Below are 18,035 nucleotides of genomic sequence, written 5' to 3'. Positions count from 1 at the left end.
ACACCGTGAACCCGGTTATCAAAAAATTCCAGTTCGGTCAGTCGACCGTTACCCTCGAGACAGGCCGTATCGCCCGTCAAGCCTCCGGCGCAGTGCTGGTTACCGTTGACGACGACGTTACCGTATTGGTGACCGTTGTTGGCGCCAAGCACGCTGACCCAAGCAAAGGCTTCTTCCCTCTTTCTGTTCACTACCAGGAAAAGACTTACGCTGCCGGTAAGATCCCTGGCGGTTTCTTCAAGCGCGAAGGCCGTCCTTCCGAGAAAGAAACCCTGACTTCCCGACTGATCGACCGTCCGATCCGTCCGCTGTTCCCAGAAGGCTTCATGAACGAAGTGCAGGTTGTCTGCACCGTCGTTTCCACCAGCAAGAAAACCGATCCTGACGTTGCTGCGATGATCGGTACTTCGGCTGCCCTGGCCATCTCCGGCATTCCTTTCGATGGTCCGATCGGCGCAGCCCGCGTTGCTTTCCACGAAAGCACCGGTTACCTGCTGAACCCGACTTACGAGCAACTGAAAGCGTCGAGCCTGGACATGGTCGTTGCAGGTACTTCGGAAGCCGTATTGATGGTTGAATCGGAAGCCAAAGAGCTGACCGAAGACCAGATGCTGGGCGCAGTACTGTTTGCTCACGACGAGTTCCAGGTTGTGATCAACGCTGTTAAAGAACTGGCTGCCGAAGCTGCCAAGCCTACCTGGGCCTGGGCTCCGCAAGCCGAAGCTACCGAACTGCTGGGCGCTATCCGCTCCGAGTTCGGCACAGCGATCTCCGACGCCTACACCATCACCGTCAAGGCCGACCGTTACGCTCGCCTGGGTGAGCTGAAGGACCAGGTTGTTGCCAAGCTGTCCGGCGAAGAAGGCCAGCCTTCTTCCAGCGAAGTCAAAGCAGCCTTCGGTGAAATCGAATACCGCACCGTTCGCGAAAACATCGTTAACGGCAAGCCACGTATCGACGGCCGCGACACTCGCACCGTTCGTCCGCTGAACATCGAAGTCGGCGTTCTGCCGAAGACTCACGGCTCGGCACTGTTCACCCGTGGTGAAACCCAGGCACTGGTAGTTGCGACCCTGGGTACTGCCCGTGACGCACAGCTGCTGGACACCCTGGAAGGCGAGAAAAAAGACCCCTTCATGCTGCACTACAACTTCCCTCCGTTCTCGGTGGGCGAGTGTGGTCGCATGGGCGGCGCTGGTCGTCGCGAAATCGGTCACGGCCGTCTGGCCCGTCGTTCGGTCCAGGCCATGCTGCCTGCTGCTGACGTGTTCCCGTACACCATCCGTGTGGTGTCGGAAATCACCGAGTCCAACGGTTCCAGCTCCATGGCTTCGGTCTGCGGTGCTTCCCTGGCTCTGATGGACGCTGGTGTGCCGATGAAGGCGCCGGTTGCCGGTATCGCCATGGGCCTGGTTAAAGAAGGCGAGAAGTTCGCCATCCTGACCGACATCCTGGGTGACGAAGACCACCTGGGCGACATGGACTTCAAAGTAGCCGGTACCGCCAAAGGTGTTACCGCGCTGCAGATGGACATCAAGATCAAGGGCATCACCGAAGAGATCATGGAAATCGCTCTGGGCCAAGCCTTGGACGCGCGCCTGAACATCCTCGGTCAGATGAACCAGATCATTGGTCAGTCCCGTACCGAACTGTCGGAAAATGCTCCGACCATGATCGCGATGAAAATCGACACCGACAAAATCCGTGATGTTATCGGTAAAGGCGGCGCGACCATTCGTGCGATCTGTGAAGAGACCAAGGCGTCGATCGACATCGAAGACGACGGCTCGATCAAGATTTTCGGCGAAACCAAGGAAGCTGCAGAAGCTGCACGTCAGCGCGTCCTGGGCATCACCGCTGAAGCTGAGATCGGCAAGATCTACGTCGGTAAGGTTGAGCGCATCGTCGACTTCGGCGCATTCGTCAACATCCTGCCAGGCAAAGACGGTCTGGTTCACATCTCCATGCTGAGCGACGCTCGCGTTGAGAAAGTGACCGACATTCTGAAAGAAGGTCAGGAAGTGGAAGTGCTGGTACTGGACGTGGACAACCGCGGCCGTATCAAGCTGTCCATCAAGGACGTAGCAGCAGCCAAGGCTTCGGGCGTTTAATTACCCCCAGGCTTCACGCTGAAAAAGAGGACTCTTCGGAGTCCTTTTTTACGCCTGCGGGAAAGTGTCGAAAAATCAGACGCTTAGTAAATCCCAAAAGCCGCAAGTTGCACGCAGGCAGGATCGCGTTCATGCAAGTTGCACGATTTCGAAATTTGGCTGTTTTTATAACTATATGATTTATAAGGATTTAATCCTCATTCGAGACTTGGCACACTGCCTGCAACAACCCTGTTAACGCTGCAGCATCAAGGTTCACACACTGCAGACTTTTAATAAAACAGGAGTTACTCGTATGAAGAAGTTCGCTCTCGCTACTGCTACCGCTCTGACCCTGGCCATGGGTGCTAACGTGGCCTTTGCTCAGACTTCCCAAGCTCCAATGACCCTGGCGGCCGGTGAAGCTACTAAGGCAAAAGAAAGCGTTTCGGATACTTGGATCACTACCAAAGTTAAATCCGATCTGCTGACCGAAAAAGGCATTCCTGGTTCGGACATCAAGGTTGAAACCAACAAAGGTGTGGTTTCCCTGTCTTCGACCGTAGCCATTTCGGATGCCCAGAAAGAAACTGCCGTAGCGATCACCAAGAAAATCAAAGGTGTAACCGCAGTTTCTGCTGACGGCCTGATGGCTGGCGGCGCTACCAAGGCAGACAACGTAGACAAAACCAAAGGCGCAGCTGCTGACGCCAAAGGCGCAACCTCCGATACCTGGATCACCACCAAAGTCAAAGCTGATCTGGTAACCGAGAAAGGCATTCCTGGCACCGACATCAAAGTCGAAACCAACAAGGGCGTAGTATCCCTGTCCTCTTCGGTCGCTGTGACCGAAGCACAGAAAACTACCGCGGTGAACATCACCAAGAAAATCAAAGGCGTTAAAGCTGTATCGGCCGATGGCCTGAAAGCAGAGTAACGCTCAATAGCTCGTCTGAACTAGCGGCGGCGGCGCGTGAGTTAGATATCCACTCAATGCACCTCTAAGTTTCATGCGACCGACCACACGGATGTGGTCATTACAGGCCCCGGCACTTCTGTGTCGGGGCCTGTTCTATTGTGGCGGGAAAGTAATGCGGCAGCGGCTTGTCGTTGGCGCCTATTCGGCGTCCAGATGCATCGGTGTTATCACGCGACCATCTTTCTCTGCCTGGCCCAGTTGCGCGTCAATGAAGTAGACACGGTCGTCCTCCAGCTGCGCCTTATCCACCAAGTAGTCCTTGATCGTGCTCGCACGGTCCTGGCCCAACTGGCGCAGCAGCACGTCACTGCCACTCCAGAACTTGATGACGCCGTCTTTCAGCTTGGCGGAGCGCTCATTGCTGCTCAGGTCCTTCCATTCTGCTGGAGGCTGTTGTTTCAAGCGGGTGCGGTAAATGCCTTCGAGCAAGGGTGCCTTTACGCTCTCAGGAACTTCCAGCAAGGAAGCTTGGGCTGGCACTTTGTCGCCACGGCGCTGCAGCATTTTGTAGTAGTTGTATTGGTATTCCCGCTCCAGGCGCTGGGCCGCCAGGAATGGACCGTCGCTGCTGGCTGCGGCCGTGCCTTCGATTTCCAGGCGGAGGGCAGGGCGTTCTTTCAGCGCCTTGGCCAAGATGTTCAGGGCGCCTTCGGCGTCTTTGTTCAATTCGCTGGAACCCGCCGCAAACGACACGCTGCCCAGGTCCTCCGCTCCACCTCCCGTGACCAACCCGCCAATAAACTTGAACGGCGCAGTGGCCGCTCGTACCACCAGATTGCGCAGGGTTTGCCACACAATTGGCATCACGCTGAATTGCGGGTTATTCAGGTCGCCGGATACGGGCAGTTCGATGGAGATCTTGCCGTCGCTGTCCTTGAGCAAGGCGATTGCCAGGCGAATCGGCAAGTCCACGGCATCGGCACTGTCGACTTTTTCGCCCAGTTGCAATTGCTCGACCACCACTTTGTTCTCAGCCTTCAACTGGCCCTTGGTGATCACGTAGTGCAGGTCAAGGTTGAGGCGGCCCTTGCGGATGCGGAAGCCGGCGAACTTGCCCGAGTAAGGCGTCAGCGTGGTCAACTCGACACGTTTGAAGCTGGTGGCGATGTCCAGCGCCGCCATCGGGTCAAACGGGTTCACGCTGCCTTTGATGGTGACCGGTGCATAACGGTCCACCTTGCCCTTGATGTCAACGCTCGCCGGCTTGGCCTGGCGACTGTCGATGGTGCCGATCTGCCCGTTGAGCTGTTGGATCGCAGTGGCGAAGTTGGGGGTGAGGCTGAAGTCAGCGAAGTTGGCCGAACCGTCGTTGATCGCAATCTGCCCGATATGGATACCCAGCGGCTTGTCTTTGCTAGCGGCGGGTTTGGCTGACGATTTGGCGCCACTGTCGGCCGGCTGTGGGATCAGTAAGTCGTCGACGTTGGTGGTGCGATCATCGTTGATCATGAACCGCGCATACGGTTGCAGCAGGTTGACCTTGTCGATCGACAGGCTGTCGCCGTGTTGGTAGTTCACGCCTTCGAGCACCAGGCGCTGCCATTTGAGGAAGTCGCGGGTCTTGAGGGTGTCGAGGGTATGCAACTGGTCGACCTGCGCGCGGCCGGTGATCTGCAGCGCCAGGGGATCGGTGCTTTTCAGGTTCACGTCCAGGTCGCTGCCAAGCATGCCGCTACGCAATTCCAGACGGATAAACGGGCTGATATAGGACTGGGCGACCCGCAGGTCGATGTCCTTGGTATTGACCTTCAACTTGGCGCTGACCGGGTTGAGGTTGACCGTGCCGGTTGCCTGGATCTTGCCCTGCTTGCCCAGGCCGGTGTCGACCTTCAGGGTAAAGGGGCTCTGGTTGAGGCTGTCGAAGTTCTGCACGTCGACGTTCAACGGGCCCAGCTCCAGCGCTACCGCAGGCTTAGCCTGACGGTCGGCCAAATGCACTTGGTAGTTGCGCAGTTGGACGTCCTTGAGCAGCACTTGCCATGGCTTGCTCGGGGCAACGGGCGCAGGCTTTGGCGAATCAGCCGTGGCGGGTGCTGTGGCAGGCTCCGGCGCCTTCGCCGGTTTGTTCGGCTGGCCGGCGAACAGTTTTTGCCAGTCCAGTTGCCCATCCGCTTCGCGAGCCGCCCAGGTCTCGAGCTTATTGCTGCGGATCTTGCCGACCACCACCTGCTGTTTGGCCAGGTCCACCGTGGTCTCGCTGACGTCCAAACGCTCCAGGCGCACCAACGGCCGGCCATCCGGGGCCTTGATGGCGAACGGTGCGATGCTGGCGGCGGTGTTGGTCAGGTTCAGCTCGGTTTCTTTGGCCAGGCTGAACCTGTACTCGGTACTGAAGTTGAGCACGCCGTCTTCAAGTACCAGGGGTAAGGCGTCACGCACATAAGGCCACCAGGCTTTCATCTTGCCACCGGTGACTTTGAGCGTACCCTCGGAGGTGATCGGCACCAGGCTGAAGTTGCCTTTCCAGTCGATCTGCCCACCTTCAGGGCCGGCGGCCACCAAGGTCATGTCCGCATTGTCTTCCGGCAGGGTGCTGAGGTTCTTCAGCTCGAAGTCGAGTGTGTCGTAGAGGAATTCGATAGGTTCGCTGGGGCGCAAGTCTTGAAAATGCACGTAACCGCCGGCCAGCTTGATGCTGTCGACACGCAGCGGGAACGGCTTGGCGTCGGGGTCGGCAGGGGTAGGCTCGCTTGGTGGCAACTTGAACAACTGCGCCAGATTCAACTGGCCTGACTTGTCGAACAACAACTCGGTCTTGGGCTTGTCCAGTTGCACATCCGCCAGGTGCAGGGCGCGGGTCCACAGGCTATCGACCTGCAGGTTGGCGTAAAGCCGTTCGAAACCTACCTGTTCCTTACCGGGTTCGCCGATCTTCAAGCCCCATACCGTTACTTCCAGGCTGAACGGGTTAAGTTCGATCCGTTCGATGCGTGCTGGCACCGTGGCGTAATTGGCCAACTGTTGGTTGGCAACGCGAAGAGCGATGCCAGGCAAAATCAGAAAACCCAGCAAGCTGTACAACGCAAGGGCAGTCAACAAGGCGCCAGCGGCGCGAATCAATCCTTTGGGCATGGGGCGGCGCCATCTATGTCAAACAGGAGTGCCTTGGAGTATGGCACGGGTTTTCGGTTCCGAAGAACCGGGCCTTTAGGATGCTTCTTACAGTTGCAGTATCAGAGTCTTCAGCGGTGGCTGTTGATCTTGTGAGGGAAAGTCCGCACCTGGCGTCATGATTTTCCAGTCCCGCACCGCACGCCCAGCCTTTTGTGCACAACGCAGCACCTGTTCACGCCAATCCTCCATGCTGACTTTTGCCAGGTTGTTACAGCAGATCAGCACGCCATTGTCGGCAGTAGCGAGCAGTGCAGGCTTGAGCAGGCTCTGATAGTCACGCAACAGGTCGACCGTACCGAAGGCACTCTTGGCCCAGGCCGGCGGGTCGAGCAACACCAAGTCATATTGACGCGGCTCCAGGCGCGGATAGCTCGGCAGTTTCTGCCCGCGACGCTGGGTGATCGGCAGCCCGGCCAGTTGGCGAATCGCTGGGAAGTAGTCCGATTGCACGAACTCCATGGGTGGAAGCTGTGGATTGAGCAGGCCGTTTTCACGCCCGACCGCCAGGTTGCCCTCGGCGAAGTCCAGGTTGCATACCTCGCGCGCGCCACCGGCAGCGGCGCTCAGGCCCACCCCACAGGTGTAGGCAAACAGGTTCAGTACGCTTTTGCCGGCGCTGTGGTCCTTGACCCAGCCGCGCGTATTGCGCAGGTCAAGGAACAGCAGCGGGTCCTGGCCGGCGTGGCGCCCGCGTAAACGGTAGTTGAGGCCCCATTCGTGGCCCACAAGGTCTTCCAGCGCGGCAGGTTCGGCGCGGTATACAGAATCTTCGCGATCGACCCGCGAGTTGCCGCGGGAGCGGTCGTTGTAAACCAGCAGCAACTCCAGGCCCATGTACTGGTTGATCAGTTGGTGCAGCTCCAGCAGGTCGGCGGTTTCCAGCGACTGATGGAAGCTTTGCACCAGTAACTGCGGGCCATAGCGGTCGATGGTCAGGCCGCCGGCGCCTTCCTGGCTGCCATGGAACAGCCGATAGCAGTCGGTGCCCTGGGCGTGCAGCTCGTTGATCAGGTCTTGGCGATGATCGAGGGCGGCGCGCAGCGCCTGATTCAAGGGAAACATGGAGCGCGCCTTGCTTAGGTAAATGGGGGAAATAAGGGCGCGGAGTTTAACAGCTATGGCGCCTTGCCTACATCAACCCCATCCGCCGGTGTGCACGCTGCACCGAACCATTGCGCATCGCCCAGCGCAACAACGGCGCGCTGCGCTTGACCCCAGCGCGGATCATCCGGCGTTGCAGCGGGCTCTGGTGCTGATCGAGCAGGGTGCTGGCCCAGTCTGGCAGCAGGTCGATCCCGGCTTGCATCATCAAGGCGCCAAAAGGTTTGGCCAACGTGCTGGGGGAGGGCGCGTTCAGCAACAGGCGCAGCACTTCGCGGCTGCGCTCGTCGCACAGTAATTGCGGGCGGATATTCTCAAGGTAATCGGAAATTTCCTGCCGTGAATGCGGCACATGCTGCGCGCCCAGCCGTTCTGCGACGACTGCGATCTCGCTGTAGTAACGATCCTGGTCACGGCCAGAGAGGTGCGGGTTGCAATAGCGCAAGTGGGCAGCAAGAAAGTTGCTCACCTCTGCCACATGTACCCAGGTCAGCAACTCTGGATCGCTGGCCGCGTAAGGCCGCCCGTCCGGGGCATGGCCAACCACCTGCAGGTGAATGGTGCGCACTTTTTCGATCAACCAATCGGCGTCCTTGCGCGAGCCGAACGTCGTACCGGAAATAAACTGCGAGGTACGGCGCAGGCGCCCAAGCATGTCCTGGCGAAAATTCGAATGGTCCCACACGCCGGCCAGTGCCAGTGGGTGCAAGGCTTGCAGCATCAAGGCGCTGATGCCGCCGATGAGCATGCTGCTGAAGTCGCCATGGACTTGCCAACTGACCGAGTCCGGTCCGAACAGGCCAGGATCGCCCTTGGGGTTTTCCAGGTCCAGTTGGCCCAGTGACAAGCCGGTGAGGCTCATCAGCTGGGTTTCGATACGGGTACGGATAAATTCCATGGCGACTCGGGTTTTCCTATCGGTTCAGGCGTTTGTCGATCAGGCCGTCGACGACGCTGGGGTCGGCCAGGGTCGAGGTATCACCCAGGCTGTCCAGTTCATTGCAGGCGATCTTGCGCAAAATCCGGCGCATGATCTTGCCGGATCGGGTTTTCGGCAGGGCCGGTGCCCATTGGATCAGTTCCGGCTTGGCAAAGCTGCCGATTTCCTTGCTGACCAGTTCCAGCAGGTGTTTTTTCAGCGCATCGCTGGGTTCGACGCCATTCATGGGGGTGACGAAGGCGTAGATGCCCAGGCCCTTGACGTCGTGGGGGTAGCCCACCACGGCGGCTTCGGCCACTTGGTCATGCAGTACCAGCGCACTCTCTACCTCGGCGGTGCCGATACGGTGGCCGGACACGTTGATCACATCGTCGATACGCCCGGTGATCCAGTAGTCGCCGTCCTCATCGCGGCGCGCGCCGTCACCGGTGAAATAGTAGCCGGGGTAGGGTTTGAAATAGGTGTCGACCATGCGCTGCGGGTCGCCGTAGACGCTGCGAATCTGCCCCGGCCAGCTGGCCTTGATCGCCAGTACGCCGCTGCCGGCACCGCTGATGACCTTGCCTTGTTCATCCAGCAGCACGGGCTGTACACCAAACATCGGCTGGGTGGCGCAACCCGGTTTGATGCGCTGCGCGCTGACCAACGGGCTGAGCATGATGCCGCCGGTCTCGGTCTGCCACCAGGTATCGACAATAGGGCAACGCTGTTCGCCCACCGCGTTGAAGTACCAGTCCCAGGCTTCCGGGTTGATCGGCTCACCGACGCTGCCCAGCAGGCGCAGGCTGGCGCGGGAGGTCGTCTCCAGCGGGCCGTGGCCCTCGCGCATCAATGCGCGCAAGGCGGTGGGGGCGGTGTAGAAGATATTCACCTGATGTTTATCGATGACCTGCCAGAAGCGCGAACTGTCCGGGTAGCTCGGCACACCTTCGAACATCAGCGAGGTGGCGCCATTGGCCAGCGGCCCGTACACGATGTAACTATGACCGGTGACCCAACCCACATCGGCGGTGCACCAGAACACCTCACCGTCGCGGTAATCGAGTACGTACTTGAAGGTCATTGCCGCCTGGAGCAGGTAGCCGCCCGTGGTGTGCAGCACGCCCTTGGGTTTACCGGTGCTGCCGGAGGTGTAGAGGATAAACAGCGGGTCTTCGGCATCCATCGGTTCGGGAGGGCAATCGTCGCTCGCCGCATCCAGTACCTGTTGATACCTGAGGTCGCGGCCTTCGCTCCAATTCACTTGGGCGCCGGTGCGTTGTACGACCAGCACCGTGCTGACGTTGGGGCAACTGGCCAGGGCCTTGTCGACATTCTGTTTCAACGCCACCGGCTTACCACCGCGCACGCCTTCATCGGCAGTGATCACGGTGCGGCAGTCGGCGTCCAGAATGCGGTCGCGCAGGGCGTCCGGTGAGAACCCGCCAAAGACCACCGAGTGCACCGCGCCAATCCGCGTGCAAGCCAGCATTGCGTAGGCCGCTTCCGGGATCATCGGCATGTAGATACACACCCGATCGCCTTTTTTCACACCACGGCTTTTCAGCACATTGGCCAGGCGGCAGACGTTTTGGTGCAGTTGGCGGTAGGTGATTTTGGAAGATTTTGCAGGATCATCACCTTCCCAGATGAAGGCCGGCTGATCGGCGCGTTGCGCGAGGTGACGGTCGATGCAGTTGTAGCTGACGTTTAACTGGCCACCGGCAAACCATTGGGCGGCACCGGTCTTGATGTCTGACTGCTGGACGGTGTGCCACGGTGTTATCCAGTCGAGAAAGCCCTTGGCCTGTTCGGCCCAGAACGTGTCCGGCTGTTCGATGGATTGGCGATAGAGGCGCTGGTAGTCCTCTTGACTGAGTTGCGCAGCCCGGCGGACGGCATCGGCGGTGGGAAACGTGCTGATATCGAACATGAGCGATCCTTATTCTTGTTTTTGCGACAAGTCATAAAGATGCACCCTGTATGGAGAGGGTTCAAGGCCAACGTCCAAACGGACGTTGGCCTTGCGGTACCTGCATCAGCCGCGGTGACGACCGCGGAAGTAGTTGATCAGGCCCTGGGTCGAAGCGTCTTCGGCCAAGGTTTCTTCGGCACCGGTGAGGCGATTGTAAACGCCCTTGCCCAGCTCCTTGCCCAGCTCCACGCCCCATTGGTCAAAGGCGTTGATGCCCCAGATCACGCTTTGCACGAACACTTTATGTTCATACATGGCAACCAGGGCGCCCAAGCGACGCGGGCTGATGCGTTCAACCACCAGGGTGTTGCTCGGACGGTTGCCCGGGATCACCTTGTGCGGTGCCAGCTTCTGCACTTCGTCTTCCGGGATGCCCTTGTCGCGCAGCTCGGCTTCGGCTTCGCTGCGGGTCTTGCCGAGCATCAGTGCCTGGCTCTGGGACAGGCAGTTGGCGTACAGCCACTGATGGTGGTCGGACACCGGGTTGAAGCTGACGATCGGCACGATGAAGTCGGCGGGGATCAGTTGGGTGCCCTGGTGCAGCAACTGGTGGTAAGCATGTTGACCGTTGCAGCCGACGCCACCCCAGATCACCGGGCCTGTATCGGTGGACACCGGCTTGCCGTCCTGGCGAACGCTCTTGCCGTTGGACTCCATGTCCAGCTGTTGCAAGTGCTTGGTGATGTTACGCAGGTAGTGGTCATACGGCAGGATCGCATGGCTCTGCGCACCCCAGAAGTTGCCGTACCAAACGCCCAGCAGGCCCAGCAGCACCGGCATGTTCTGTTCGAACGGCGCGTTCTGGAAATGCTGGTCCATGGTGTAGGCACCGGACAGCAGTTCCTTGAAGTTGGACATGCCGATGGCCAGGGCGATTGGCAAGCCGATGGCCGACCACAACGAATAACGGCCGCCGACCCAGTCCCACATCGGGAAGATGTTTTCTTCGCGGATACCGAAGGCCACCGCTGCCGCGTTGTTGCTCGACACGGCGATGAAGTGGCGATACAGCTCAGCTTCCGAGCCACCCTGGGCCAGGTACCAGGCGCGGGCGGCCTGGGCGTTTTTCAGGGTTTCCAGGGTGTTGAAGGATTTCGACGAGACAATAAACAGCGTGGTCTCGGCGCGCAGCTTCATGGTCAGCTCGTGGAACTCGCTGCCATCAATGTTCGCCAGGTAGTGGCAGCGCACGCCTTTATGGGCGTAGGACAACAGCGCTTCAGAGACCAGCTCCGGGCCGAGGAACGAGCCACCGATGCCGATGTTCACCACGTCGGTGATCGGCTTCTCGGTGTAGCCACGCCACAGGCCGTCGTGGATGCGACCGACCAGGTCGGTGATCTGGTTCAGCACCTTGTGCACGTCCGGCATGATATTCACGCCGTTTACCGACAGCTTGTCGCCCACCGGGCGGCGCAGTGCGGTGTGCAGGGCAGGGCGGCCTTCGGAGGAGTTGACCGGCTCGCCGGCGTACAGTGCGTCGATCGCGCCTTTGAGGTTCACTTCCTTGGCAAGGCCCACCAGCAGGTCACGGGTTTCGCTGGTGATCAGGTTTTTCGAGTAATCGAGGAAAAGTCCGCAGCTGCTCAAGGTGAACTGGGAAAAGCGCTGGGGATCGGCATTGAACGCTTCGCGCATGCTGAAATCCTGCATGGCTTGGCGATGTTGATTGAGCGCTTGCCAGGCGGGCAGAGCGGTAACGTCATGAGGGGTGCGGTAGTACGCCATCGCTGCGGGTTTCCTTTTATTACGGGGACTGCCTTTAGGACACTTCAAAGCCCGGAACATCCAGTCTTATCTCAAGGATTGGGTTCCAGACAGCGCTAACCATAGCGCAGGGCGATTACATTAAACCTAGCGTGTCGATATGTCTTGGCTTTGTCTGCGCTGTGGCCGGTACTTTTTTATACCGGCACAGCGATCAGGGCAATCGGCGGGGTGTTCAGAGAGGTCAGTTGAGGTTCAGATGCAGGTTGTCGATCAGGCGGGTCGTGCCTAGAAAGGCGGCCACCAGAATCACAATATCCCGATCCTCGGCCGTGGCGGTCCGCAGGTGCACGCCCTGGCGCACTTCGAGGTAATCCAGGCGCAACCCGGCGGCCTCTATCTGCTGCACCTGTTCGGCGCGCAGTCTGGCGAAGTCGTGATCACCGCTTCTGATGGCTGCGGCAATCTGGTTGAGGCTGCGGTACAGCACCGGTGCGATCGCACGTTCTTCTTCGCTGAGAAAGCCATTACGCGACGACAGCGCCAGGCCATCATCGGCGCGCACGGTGGGCTCGCCAATGATCTGGATCGGCATGTTCAGGTCATGGACCATGGCGCGAATCACGGCCAGTTGCTGGTAGTCCTTCTGGCCAAATACGGCAATGTCCGGCTGGACCATGTTGAACAATTTGCTGACCACGGTCGCCACACCTTCGAAATGCCCGGGACGGCTGGCGCCGCACAAACCTTCGGACAATTGCGGGACGCTGACGCGGGTCTGGCCGGTCATGCCGCCGGGGTACATCTCCTCGACGGTCGGAGCGAACAGCAGGTTGCAGCCGGCCTGCAGGAGTTTTTCCTGGTCGGCGGCCAAGGTGCGAGGGTACTTGTCCAGGTCTTCGCCGGCGCCAAATTGCAGCGGGTTGACGAAAATACTCGCAACGACAAAGTCCGCCTGCTGCACAGCCTTGCTGACCAGGCTGGCATGCCCGCTGTGCAGGTTACCCATGGTGGGCACGAAGCCGATGCGTTTGCCTGCCTTGCGGGCGTGGGCGACGGCGGCTCTTAGTTCGCGTACGGTTTTTACGGTGTTCATGCAGAGAATCCGTGTTCGGCGCCTGGGAAGGTCACGCCTTTGACTTCGGCCACGTAAGCACTCAATGCGGCGTGGATGCTGTCCTGGCCAGTCATGAAATTCTTCACGAACTTCGGCACGCGGCCGGTCATCGACAGGCCGAGCATGTCGTGCAGCACCAGCACCTGGCCGTCGGTGGCCGAGCCCGCGCCAATACCGATCACCGGCACTTTAACGGCCTGGGTGATTTCTGCTGCGAGTTCGCTGGGCACGCATTCGAGCAGGATCATCGCAACGCCCGCCTGTTCCAGGGCGATGGCATCGGCACGCATCTGGCGCGCCTGGGCTTCGTTGCGGCCTTGTACCTTATAGCCGCCGAGGATGTTCACGGACTGTGGCGTAAGGCCCATATGTGCACAGACTGGCACCCCGCGCTCAGCCAGCAGGCGAATCGACTCGGCGAGCCACACGGCGCCCTCGACTTTGACCATGTGTGCACCGGCACGCATCAGTTTCCCGGCGTTCAGGAAGGTCTGCTCGACCGTGGCGTAATCCATGAACGGCAGGTCGGCGATGATGAACGCGCCGTCATTACCGCGCTTGACGCTGGCGGTGTGGTAGGCCAGTTCATCGGTGGTGACGGGCAGGGTGCTGTCATTCCCTTGAAGGACCATGCCCAGGGAGTCACCTACCAGTAACACTTCAACCCCGGCCTGGCAGCTGGCGTGGGCGAAGGTGGCGTCATAGCAGGTCAGCATGGTGATTTTTTCACCTTTGAGCTTGAGGCTCTGCAAGGTGGTCAGGGTAATGTCTGGCATGAAAAGGGTCCTCGTTCAGGCGCTTGGAAACAGCGAGTTACGCGCGTGAGTCTTCGTTTATACAGGCGCACTGTCTTGAGAGCAGTGCTTATAAGGCCTGGATTGCGCCCTTCAGCGCCGGGTTGGCGGCAGCGGGACGCCTATAGTCGTGAGGAGGACACGGGAAGTCAATTGGATGTGTTACCGCATTGTTACGATGGCGGTGTTACCGCTGTTACTGACGCGATTCAGCAACGGGGAGCCGTTCCAGGCCGACAAACGGGCAGGCTTCAAGCAGGGTGCTGAGGCGTTTGCCATCCGGCAATTGCAAGGCGGCAGGCGCCAGTTCGGCCAGTGGGTACAACACAAACGCACGCAGGTGCATCTGGTAGTGGGGCACTTTCAGGCGCGGCTCGTCGATCAGGTGATCGCCAAACAGCAGAATGTCCAGGTCAAGCGTGCGCGGGCCCCAACGCTCCAGACGCTCGCGGCCTTGGTCGTTTTCGATGGCTTGCAGCGCATCCAGCAGATCTAGTGGCGCAAGGCTGCTGTCCAGGGCGGCAACCGCGTTGGTGTAGCGCGGTTGGCCCGGGAGCAGGGAGTCACTTTGGTAAAAGGCGGACACACCCGCGACGCAAGTGCCTGGCAATTGCGCCAGCGCTTCGATAGCGCTGCGCAATTGCTGGTCCGGGGCGGCCAAGTTGCTGCCCATGCCGATGTAGATGCGTTCCACGTTTATTCGCCCGCAGCGCCCGAGGCATCGGCAGCACTGCGTTTACGCTTGGTGCCACTACGACGACGCTTCTTCGGCCCAGCGCCTTCAGCATCACTCTTGCTGCCGAGGTCGCGAATCATGTCGCGGCGCTGGCTGTCATTGGCATCCTGATAGTCGGTCCACCATTCGCCGAGGCCGTCGGTCTGTTCACCGGCGCTTTCGCGCAGCAGCAGGAAATCGTAGCCGGCGCGGAAGCGTGGGTTGTCCAGCAGCAGGTCGGCGCGCTTGCCGCTGCGGCGGGGCAGGCGTTCCTGCATGTCCCAGATCTCGCGGATCGGCAGGGTGAAACGTTTCGGGATAGCGATGCGCTGGCACTGTTCGGCGATCAGCTCGTGAGCGGCTTCCTGCATGGCCGGGATCGGCGGCATGCCACGGTCCTGCAGGCGCAGTACGCGCTTGGGCAGGGCCGGCCACAACAGGGCGGCAAACAGGAACGCCGGTGTTACCGGTTTGTTCTGCTTGATGCGCAGGTCGGTGTTGATCAACGCTTCGCTGATCAGCGTGTGGGTATAGGTCGGGTTGTGTTCCAGTGCTTCGGCGCTGGCCGGGAACAGTGGGTCGAACAATTGCAGGTCGACCAGCATTTCGAAGGTGTCGGCGGCGTAGCCCGAGAGGAACAGCTTGAGCACTTCTTCGAACAGGCGCGCGGACGGGATTTCCTGCAGCATAGGTGCCAGCTCGCGGATCGGTGCGGCGGTGTGTTTCTCGATACCGAAGTTGAGCTTGGCGGCGAAGCGCACGGCCCGCAGCATGCGTACCGGGTCTTCCTGATAGCGCTGCGTGGGGTCGCCGATCAGGCGGATCAGGTTATTGCGGATGTCGTGTACGCCATTGGCGTAATCGAGGATGCGTTCGCTGACCGGATCGTAATAGAGGGCATTGATGGTGAAGTCGCGGCGCTGCGCGTCCTCTTCCAGGGTGCCGTAGACATTGTCGCGCAGGATGCGCCCGCTCTCGTTGCGGGAAGACTGATTAGTGTCTTCCTCTTCATCGTTTTGCGGGTGGCCGGCACGGAAGGTCGCGACCTCGATGATTTCGCGACCAAAGTGGATATGCACCAGCTTGAAGCGGCGGCCGATGATTCGCGCATTGCGAAATTCGGCACGCACTTGCTCAGGCGTGGCGCTGGTGGCGACGTCGAAATCCTTCGGCGTGATATTGAGCAGCATGTCGCGTACACAACCGCCCACCAGATAAGCCTGGTAACCGGCGTTCTGCAAACGTTCGACGATATTCACCGCATAACGGCTGAACTGGGCGCGTTGCAGCGAATGCTGGCTGCTGTTGAGCACTTCAGGCGTGCTGCGTTTGTGTTGCGTACGACGCAAGGGAGAACGGAATGACTGGAACAACTTCTTCAGCATGGGATGCACTGTTTGAAGGAATGTTCGGCCATAACGAAGAATGACCGCATGATGGGCCGGGATTCTAGCATTTAGTCAGGGGATGGTGTAGGAACAAGCTACAGGCATTGCGCCATAAGCGTTTGAACGTCAAATTCCAGAAACTACAAGGGGAGCCGAAGCTCCCCCAGAAGTAGTTGCGTGCTCTATTTTTATTATTGGTTTCGGGCTTCTTGTTTTTGTTGATCGCCCTCGCCATGAAGCTTCACCTTCATGACACTCCCAATCGGGAGTCAAGAGCAAACGGATTGCTTTGGTCGCTGTGTTGCTGATCTACGATCCAACCAGTTCAGGCTCTGCCTTAGGGCAGTTTTTGTTGTTCTCGGCCTGGTTGCGGGGCAAGCCCCAAATGCAACGCCTCTCCAAAAGAATCAGTTAGCTGCGCCTCCGCCGTGTTGTTTTTGTTATGCGTGAGTCGATTCGTCTTATTTTTATTGTCTTGTACAAAGCTTGTTATTGTTTTTGTACTAAGCATATAGCAGGGTGCGTGCCAACTTTTTCGTCGCCCAGCAAAACCGGGGGGTTGAGGTCGTTTTGGGTTTTTGACGGGCCAAAAAAAGCCGGGGCTTCGTTACCGTAAGCCCCGGCTTTTGTTACGTGACAAATCAGCGGTAACAGTTTTTTCACATCGGTGGGTGTTACCTGTGGGGGCGCACCCTCAGCTTTCGCTGGCCACACCGGTCTTGCGCCGTGGAATGCCCAGGCGCTGGCGCCGTTCCCACAGGCACTTACGGCTCACGCCCAGTTTGCGTGCCAGCTCGGTCTCGGTCATGTGGTCCTGATGCTCAAGGACGAAATGCTGGAAGTAGTCTTCCAGTGACAAATCTTCCGTTGGCTCATGGCTGGTATTGCTACCGCCGCCCTGTGTCGGGGCCAGGCCGATGAAGTCGTCATCCTCCAAGTCACTGAGTTCAATATCGATACCCAGCAGCTCGGCGGAAATTTCCGGGCTTTCCGACAGGATCACCGCACGTTCGACCGCATTCTCCAGCTCCCGCACGTTACCTGGCCACGAGTAATGCCGAATCGCTTGCTCGGCGTCCGGCGCGAACTTCAGGTCGGTACGGTTGATGCGCGCACTTTGGCGCAGCAGGAACGCGCTGGCGATCTCATTGACGTCGGCGCCGCGCTCACGCAGGGCCGGCAATTTGAGCGCGATCACGTGCAGGCGGTAATACAAGTCTTCACGGAACTGACCGATCTTGGCCAGGCTCTTCAGGTCGCGGTGGGTGGCTGCGATCAGGCGTACATCAACCTTCTGCGATTGCACCGAGCCTACACGGCGAATCTCACCTTCCTGCAGCACACGCAGCAGTCGCGCTTGGGCTTCCAGCGGCAACTCGCCGATTTCATCAAGGAACAGCGTACCGCCGTCCGCCGCTTCCACCAGGCCCGCACGCCCGGCACTGGCGCCGGTAAATGCGCCTTTCTCGTGGCCGAACAGTTCGGACTCGATCAGGGATTCGGGGATCGCTGCACAGTTCACCGAAATCATCGGCGCCTTGGCGCGCTTGGACAGGTTGTGCAGGGCACGGGCCACCAGTTCTTTGCCGGTGCCTGACTCGCCCTGGATCAATACATTGGAGTCGGTCGGCGCGACTTTACGGATCTTGCTGTACAGGTCCTGCATCGGTGGGCAGGAGCCAATGATGCCGATCTCGCCGTTGCTATTGTCGACGCCCGGTTTGTCGGCGCCGTTGGTCGCTTTGCCGGCGGGGCGTTGTTCGGCAGGCGCGCTGCTGGCTGACTGGCGGTCACGCAGGATGCGGGCCACGGCCTGGAGCATTTCATCGTGGTCAAACGGCTTGGCGATGTAGTCCACCGCGCCCATCTTCATGGAATCAACCGCCGAGCGCAGGCTGGCGTAGCTGGTCATGATCAGCACCGGAGTGCCCTGGCCAAGCTTGATCAACTCGGTGCCCGGCGCGCCCGGCAGGCGCAGGTCACTGACAATCAGGTCGAACGTGGGGATGCTGAAACGCTCTTGTGCTTCCTGCACCGAGCCGGCTTCGCTGACTTGGTACTGATTACGTTCAAGCAGGCGACGCAAGGCAGAGCGGATAATTGTTTCGTCTTCGACGATCAAAATGTGCGGCATTG

At 59.4% G+C, this 18,035-nt stretch carries 12 protein-coding genes; 2 read left to right on the top strand and 10 right to left on the bottom strand.

Annotation, left to right across the window (positions count from 1 at the left end; all coding sequences use genetic code 11):
* Nucleotides 1-5: 5 nt before the first annotated feature.
* Nucleotides 6-2,111 carry a polyribonucleotide nucleotidyltransferase gene (pnp, locus tag AB1462_RS23665; protein ID WP_367248037.1) on the top strand — a complete coding sequence of 702 codons (2,106 nt, stop codon included), beginning with the start codon at nucleotides 6-8 and terminating at the stop codon, nucleotides 2,109-2,111.
* 295 nt (nucleotides 2,112-2,406) lie between these two features.
* Nucleotides 2,407-3,027 carry a BON domain-containing protein gene (locus AB1462_RS23660; protein ID WP_090399757.1) on the top strand — a complete coding sequence of 207 codons (621 nt, stop codon included), beginning with the start codon at nucleotides 2,407-2,409 and terminating at the stop codon, nucleotides 3,025-3,027.
* Between the two features lie 180 nt (nucleotides 3,028-3,207).
* On the opposite strand, the gene AB1462_RS23655 is transcribed toward AB1462_RS23660, so the two are convergent.
* The 10 genes from AB1462_RS23655 to AB1462_RS23610 form a co-directional block, all read right to left on the bottom strand.
* A complete protein-coding gene (locus tag AB1462_RS23655) occupies nucleotides 3,208-6,141 on the bottom strand; it encodes a DUF748 domain-containing protein (RefSeq protein ID WP_367248035.1) in 2,934 nt (977 codons plus the stop codon).
* Nucleotides 6,142-6,228: 87 nt separating this feature from the next.
* Nucleotides 6,229-7,245, bottom strand: coding sequence for a class I SAM-dependent rRNA methyltransferase (locus tag AB1462_RS23650; protein ID WP_367248034.1), 1,017 nt, complete (start codon nucleotides 7,243-7,245; stop codon nucleotides 6,229-6,231).
* A gap of 67 nt (nucleotides 7,246-7,312) precedes the next feature.
* Nucleotides 7,313-8,182 (bottom strand): oxygenase MpaB family protein, encoded by an 870-nt coding sequence (locus AB1462_RS23645; protein ID WP_090399763.1) that lies wholly within the window; start codon nucleotides 8,180-8,182, stop codon nucleotides 7,313-7,315.
* Between the two features lie 16 nt (nucleotides 8,183-8,198).
* Entirely contained in the window at nucleotides 8,199-10,136 is a 1,938-nt protein-coding gene (gene acs / locus AB1462_RS23640) for an acetate--CoA ligase (RefSeq protein WP_367248033.1), read from the bottom strand.
* A 105-nt stretch (nucleotides 10,137-10,241) separates the two neighbouring features.
* Entirely contained in the window at nucleotides 10,242-11,906 is a 1,665-nt protein-coding gene (gene pgi / locus AB1462_RS23635) for a glucose-6-phosphate isomerase (RefSeq protein WP_090399768.1), read from the bottom strand.
* A 223-nt stretch (nucleotides 11,907-12,129) separates the two neighbouring features.
* Nucleotides 12,130-12,981 carry a pantoate--beta-alanine ligase gene (gene panC, locus AB1462_RS23630; RefSeq protein WP_367248032.1) on the bottom strand — a complete coding sequence of 284 codons (852 nt, stop codon included), beginning with the start codon at nucleotides 12,979-12,981 and terminating at the stop codon, nucleotides 12,130-12,132.
* Nucleotides 12,978-13,778, bottom strand: a complete 801-nt coding sequence (gene panB, locus AB1462_RS23625; RefSeq protein WP_090399772.1) for a 3-methyl-2-oxobutanoate hydroxymethyltransferase — start codon at nucleotides 13,776-13,778, stop codon at nucleotides 12,978-12,980. Before panB ends, panC begins: the two co-directional genes overlap by 4 nt.
* Before the next feature lie 214 nt (nucleotides 13,779-13,992).
* Entirely contained in the window at nucleotides 13,993-14,490 is a 498-nt protein-coding gene (gene folK / locus AB1462_RS23620) for a 2-amino-4-hydroxy-6-hydroxymethyldihydropteridine diphosphokinase (protein ID WP_259194801.1), read from the bottom strand.
* A gap of 2 nt (nucleotides 14,491-14,492) precedes the next feature.
* On the bottom strand, nucleotides 14,493-15,896 hold the full coding sequence (locus AB1462_RS23615) for a polynucleotide adenylyltransferase PcnB (RefSeq protein ID WP_367248031.1): 1,404 nt from the start codon (nucleotides 15,894-15,896) through the stop codon (nucleotides 14,493-14,495).
* A 697-nt stretch (nucleotides 15,897-16,593) separates the two neighbouring features.
* Nucleotides 16,594-18,033 (bottom strand): sigma-54 dependent transcriptional regulator, encoded by a 1,440-nt coding sequence (locus AB1462_RS23610; protein WP_090399777.1) that lies wholly within the window; start codon nucleotides 18,031-18,033, stop codon nucleotides 16,594-16,596.
* Between the last annotated feature and the right edge of the window lie 2 nt (nucleotides 18,034-18,035).

Source organism: Pseudomonas sp. SB113, assembly GCF_040754745.1.
Lineage (GTDB): Bacteria > Pseudomonadota > Gammaproteobacteria > Pseudomonadales > Pseudomonadaceae > Aquipseudomonas > Aquipseudomonas grimontii.
Note: the sequence above shows the minus strand (reverse complement) of the source record. Positions and strands in the feature narration are given on the sequence as shown.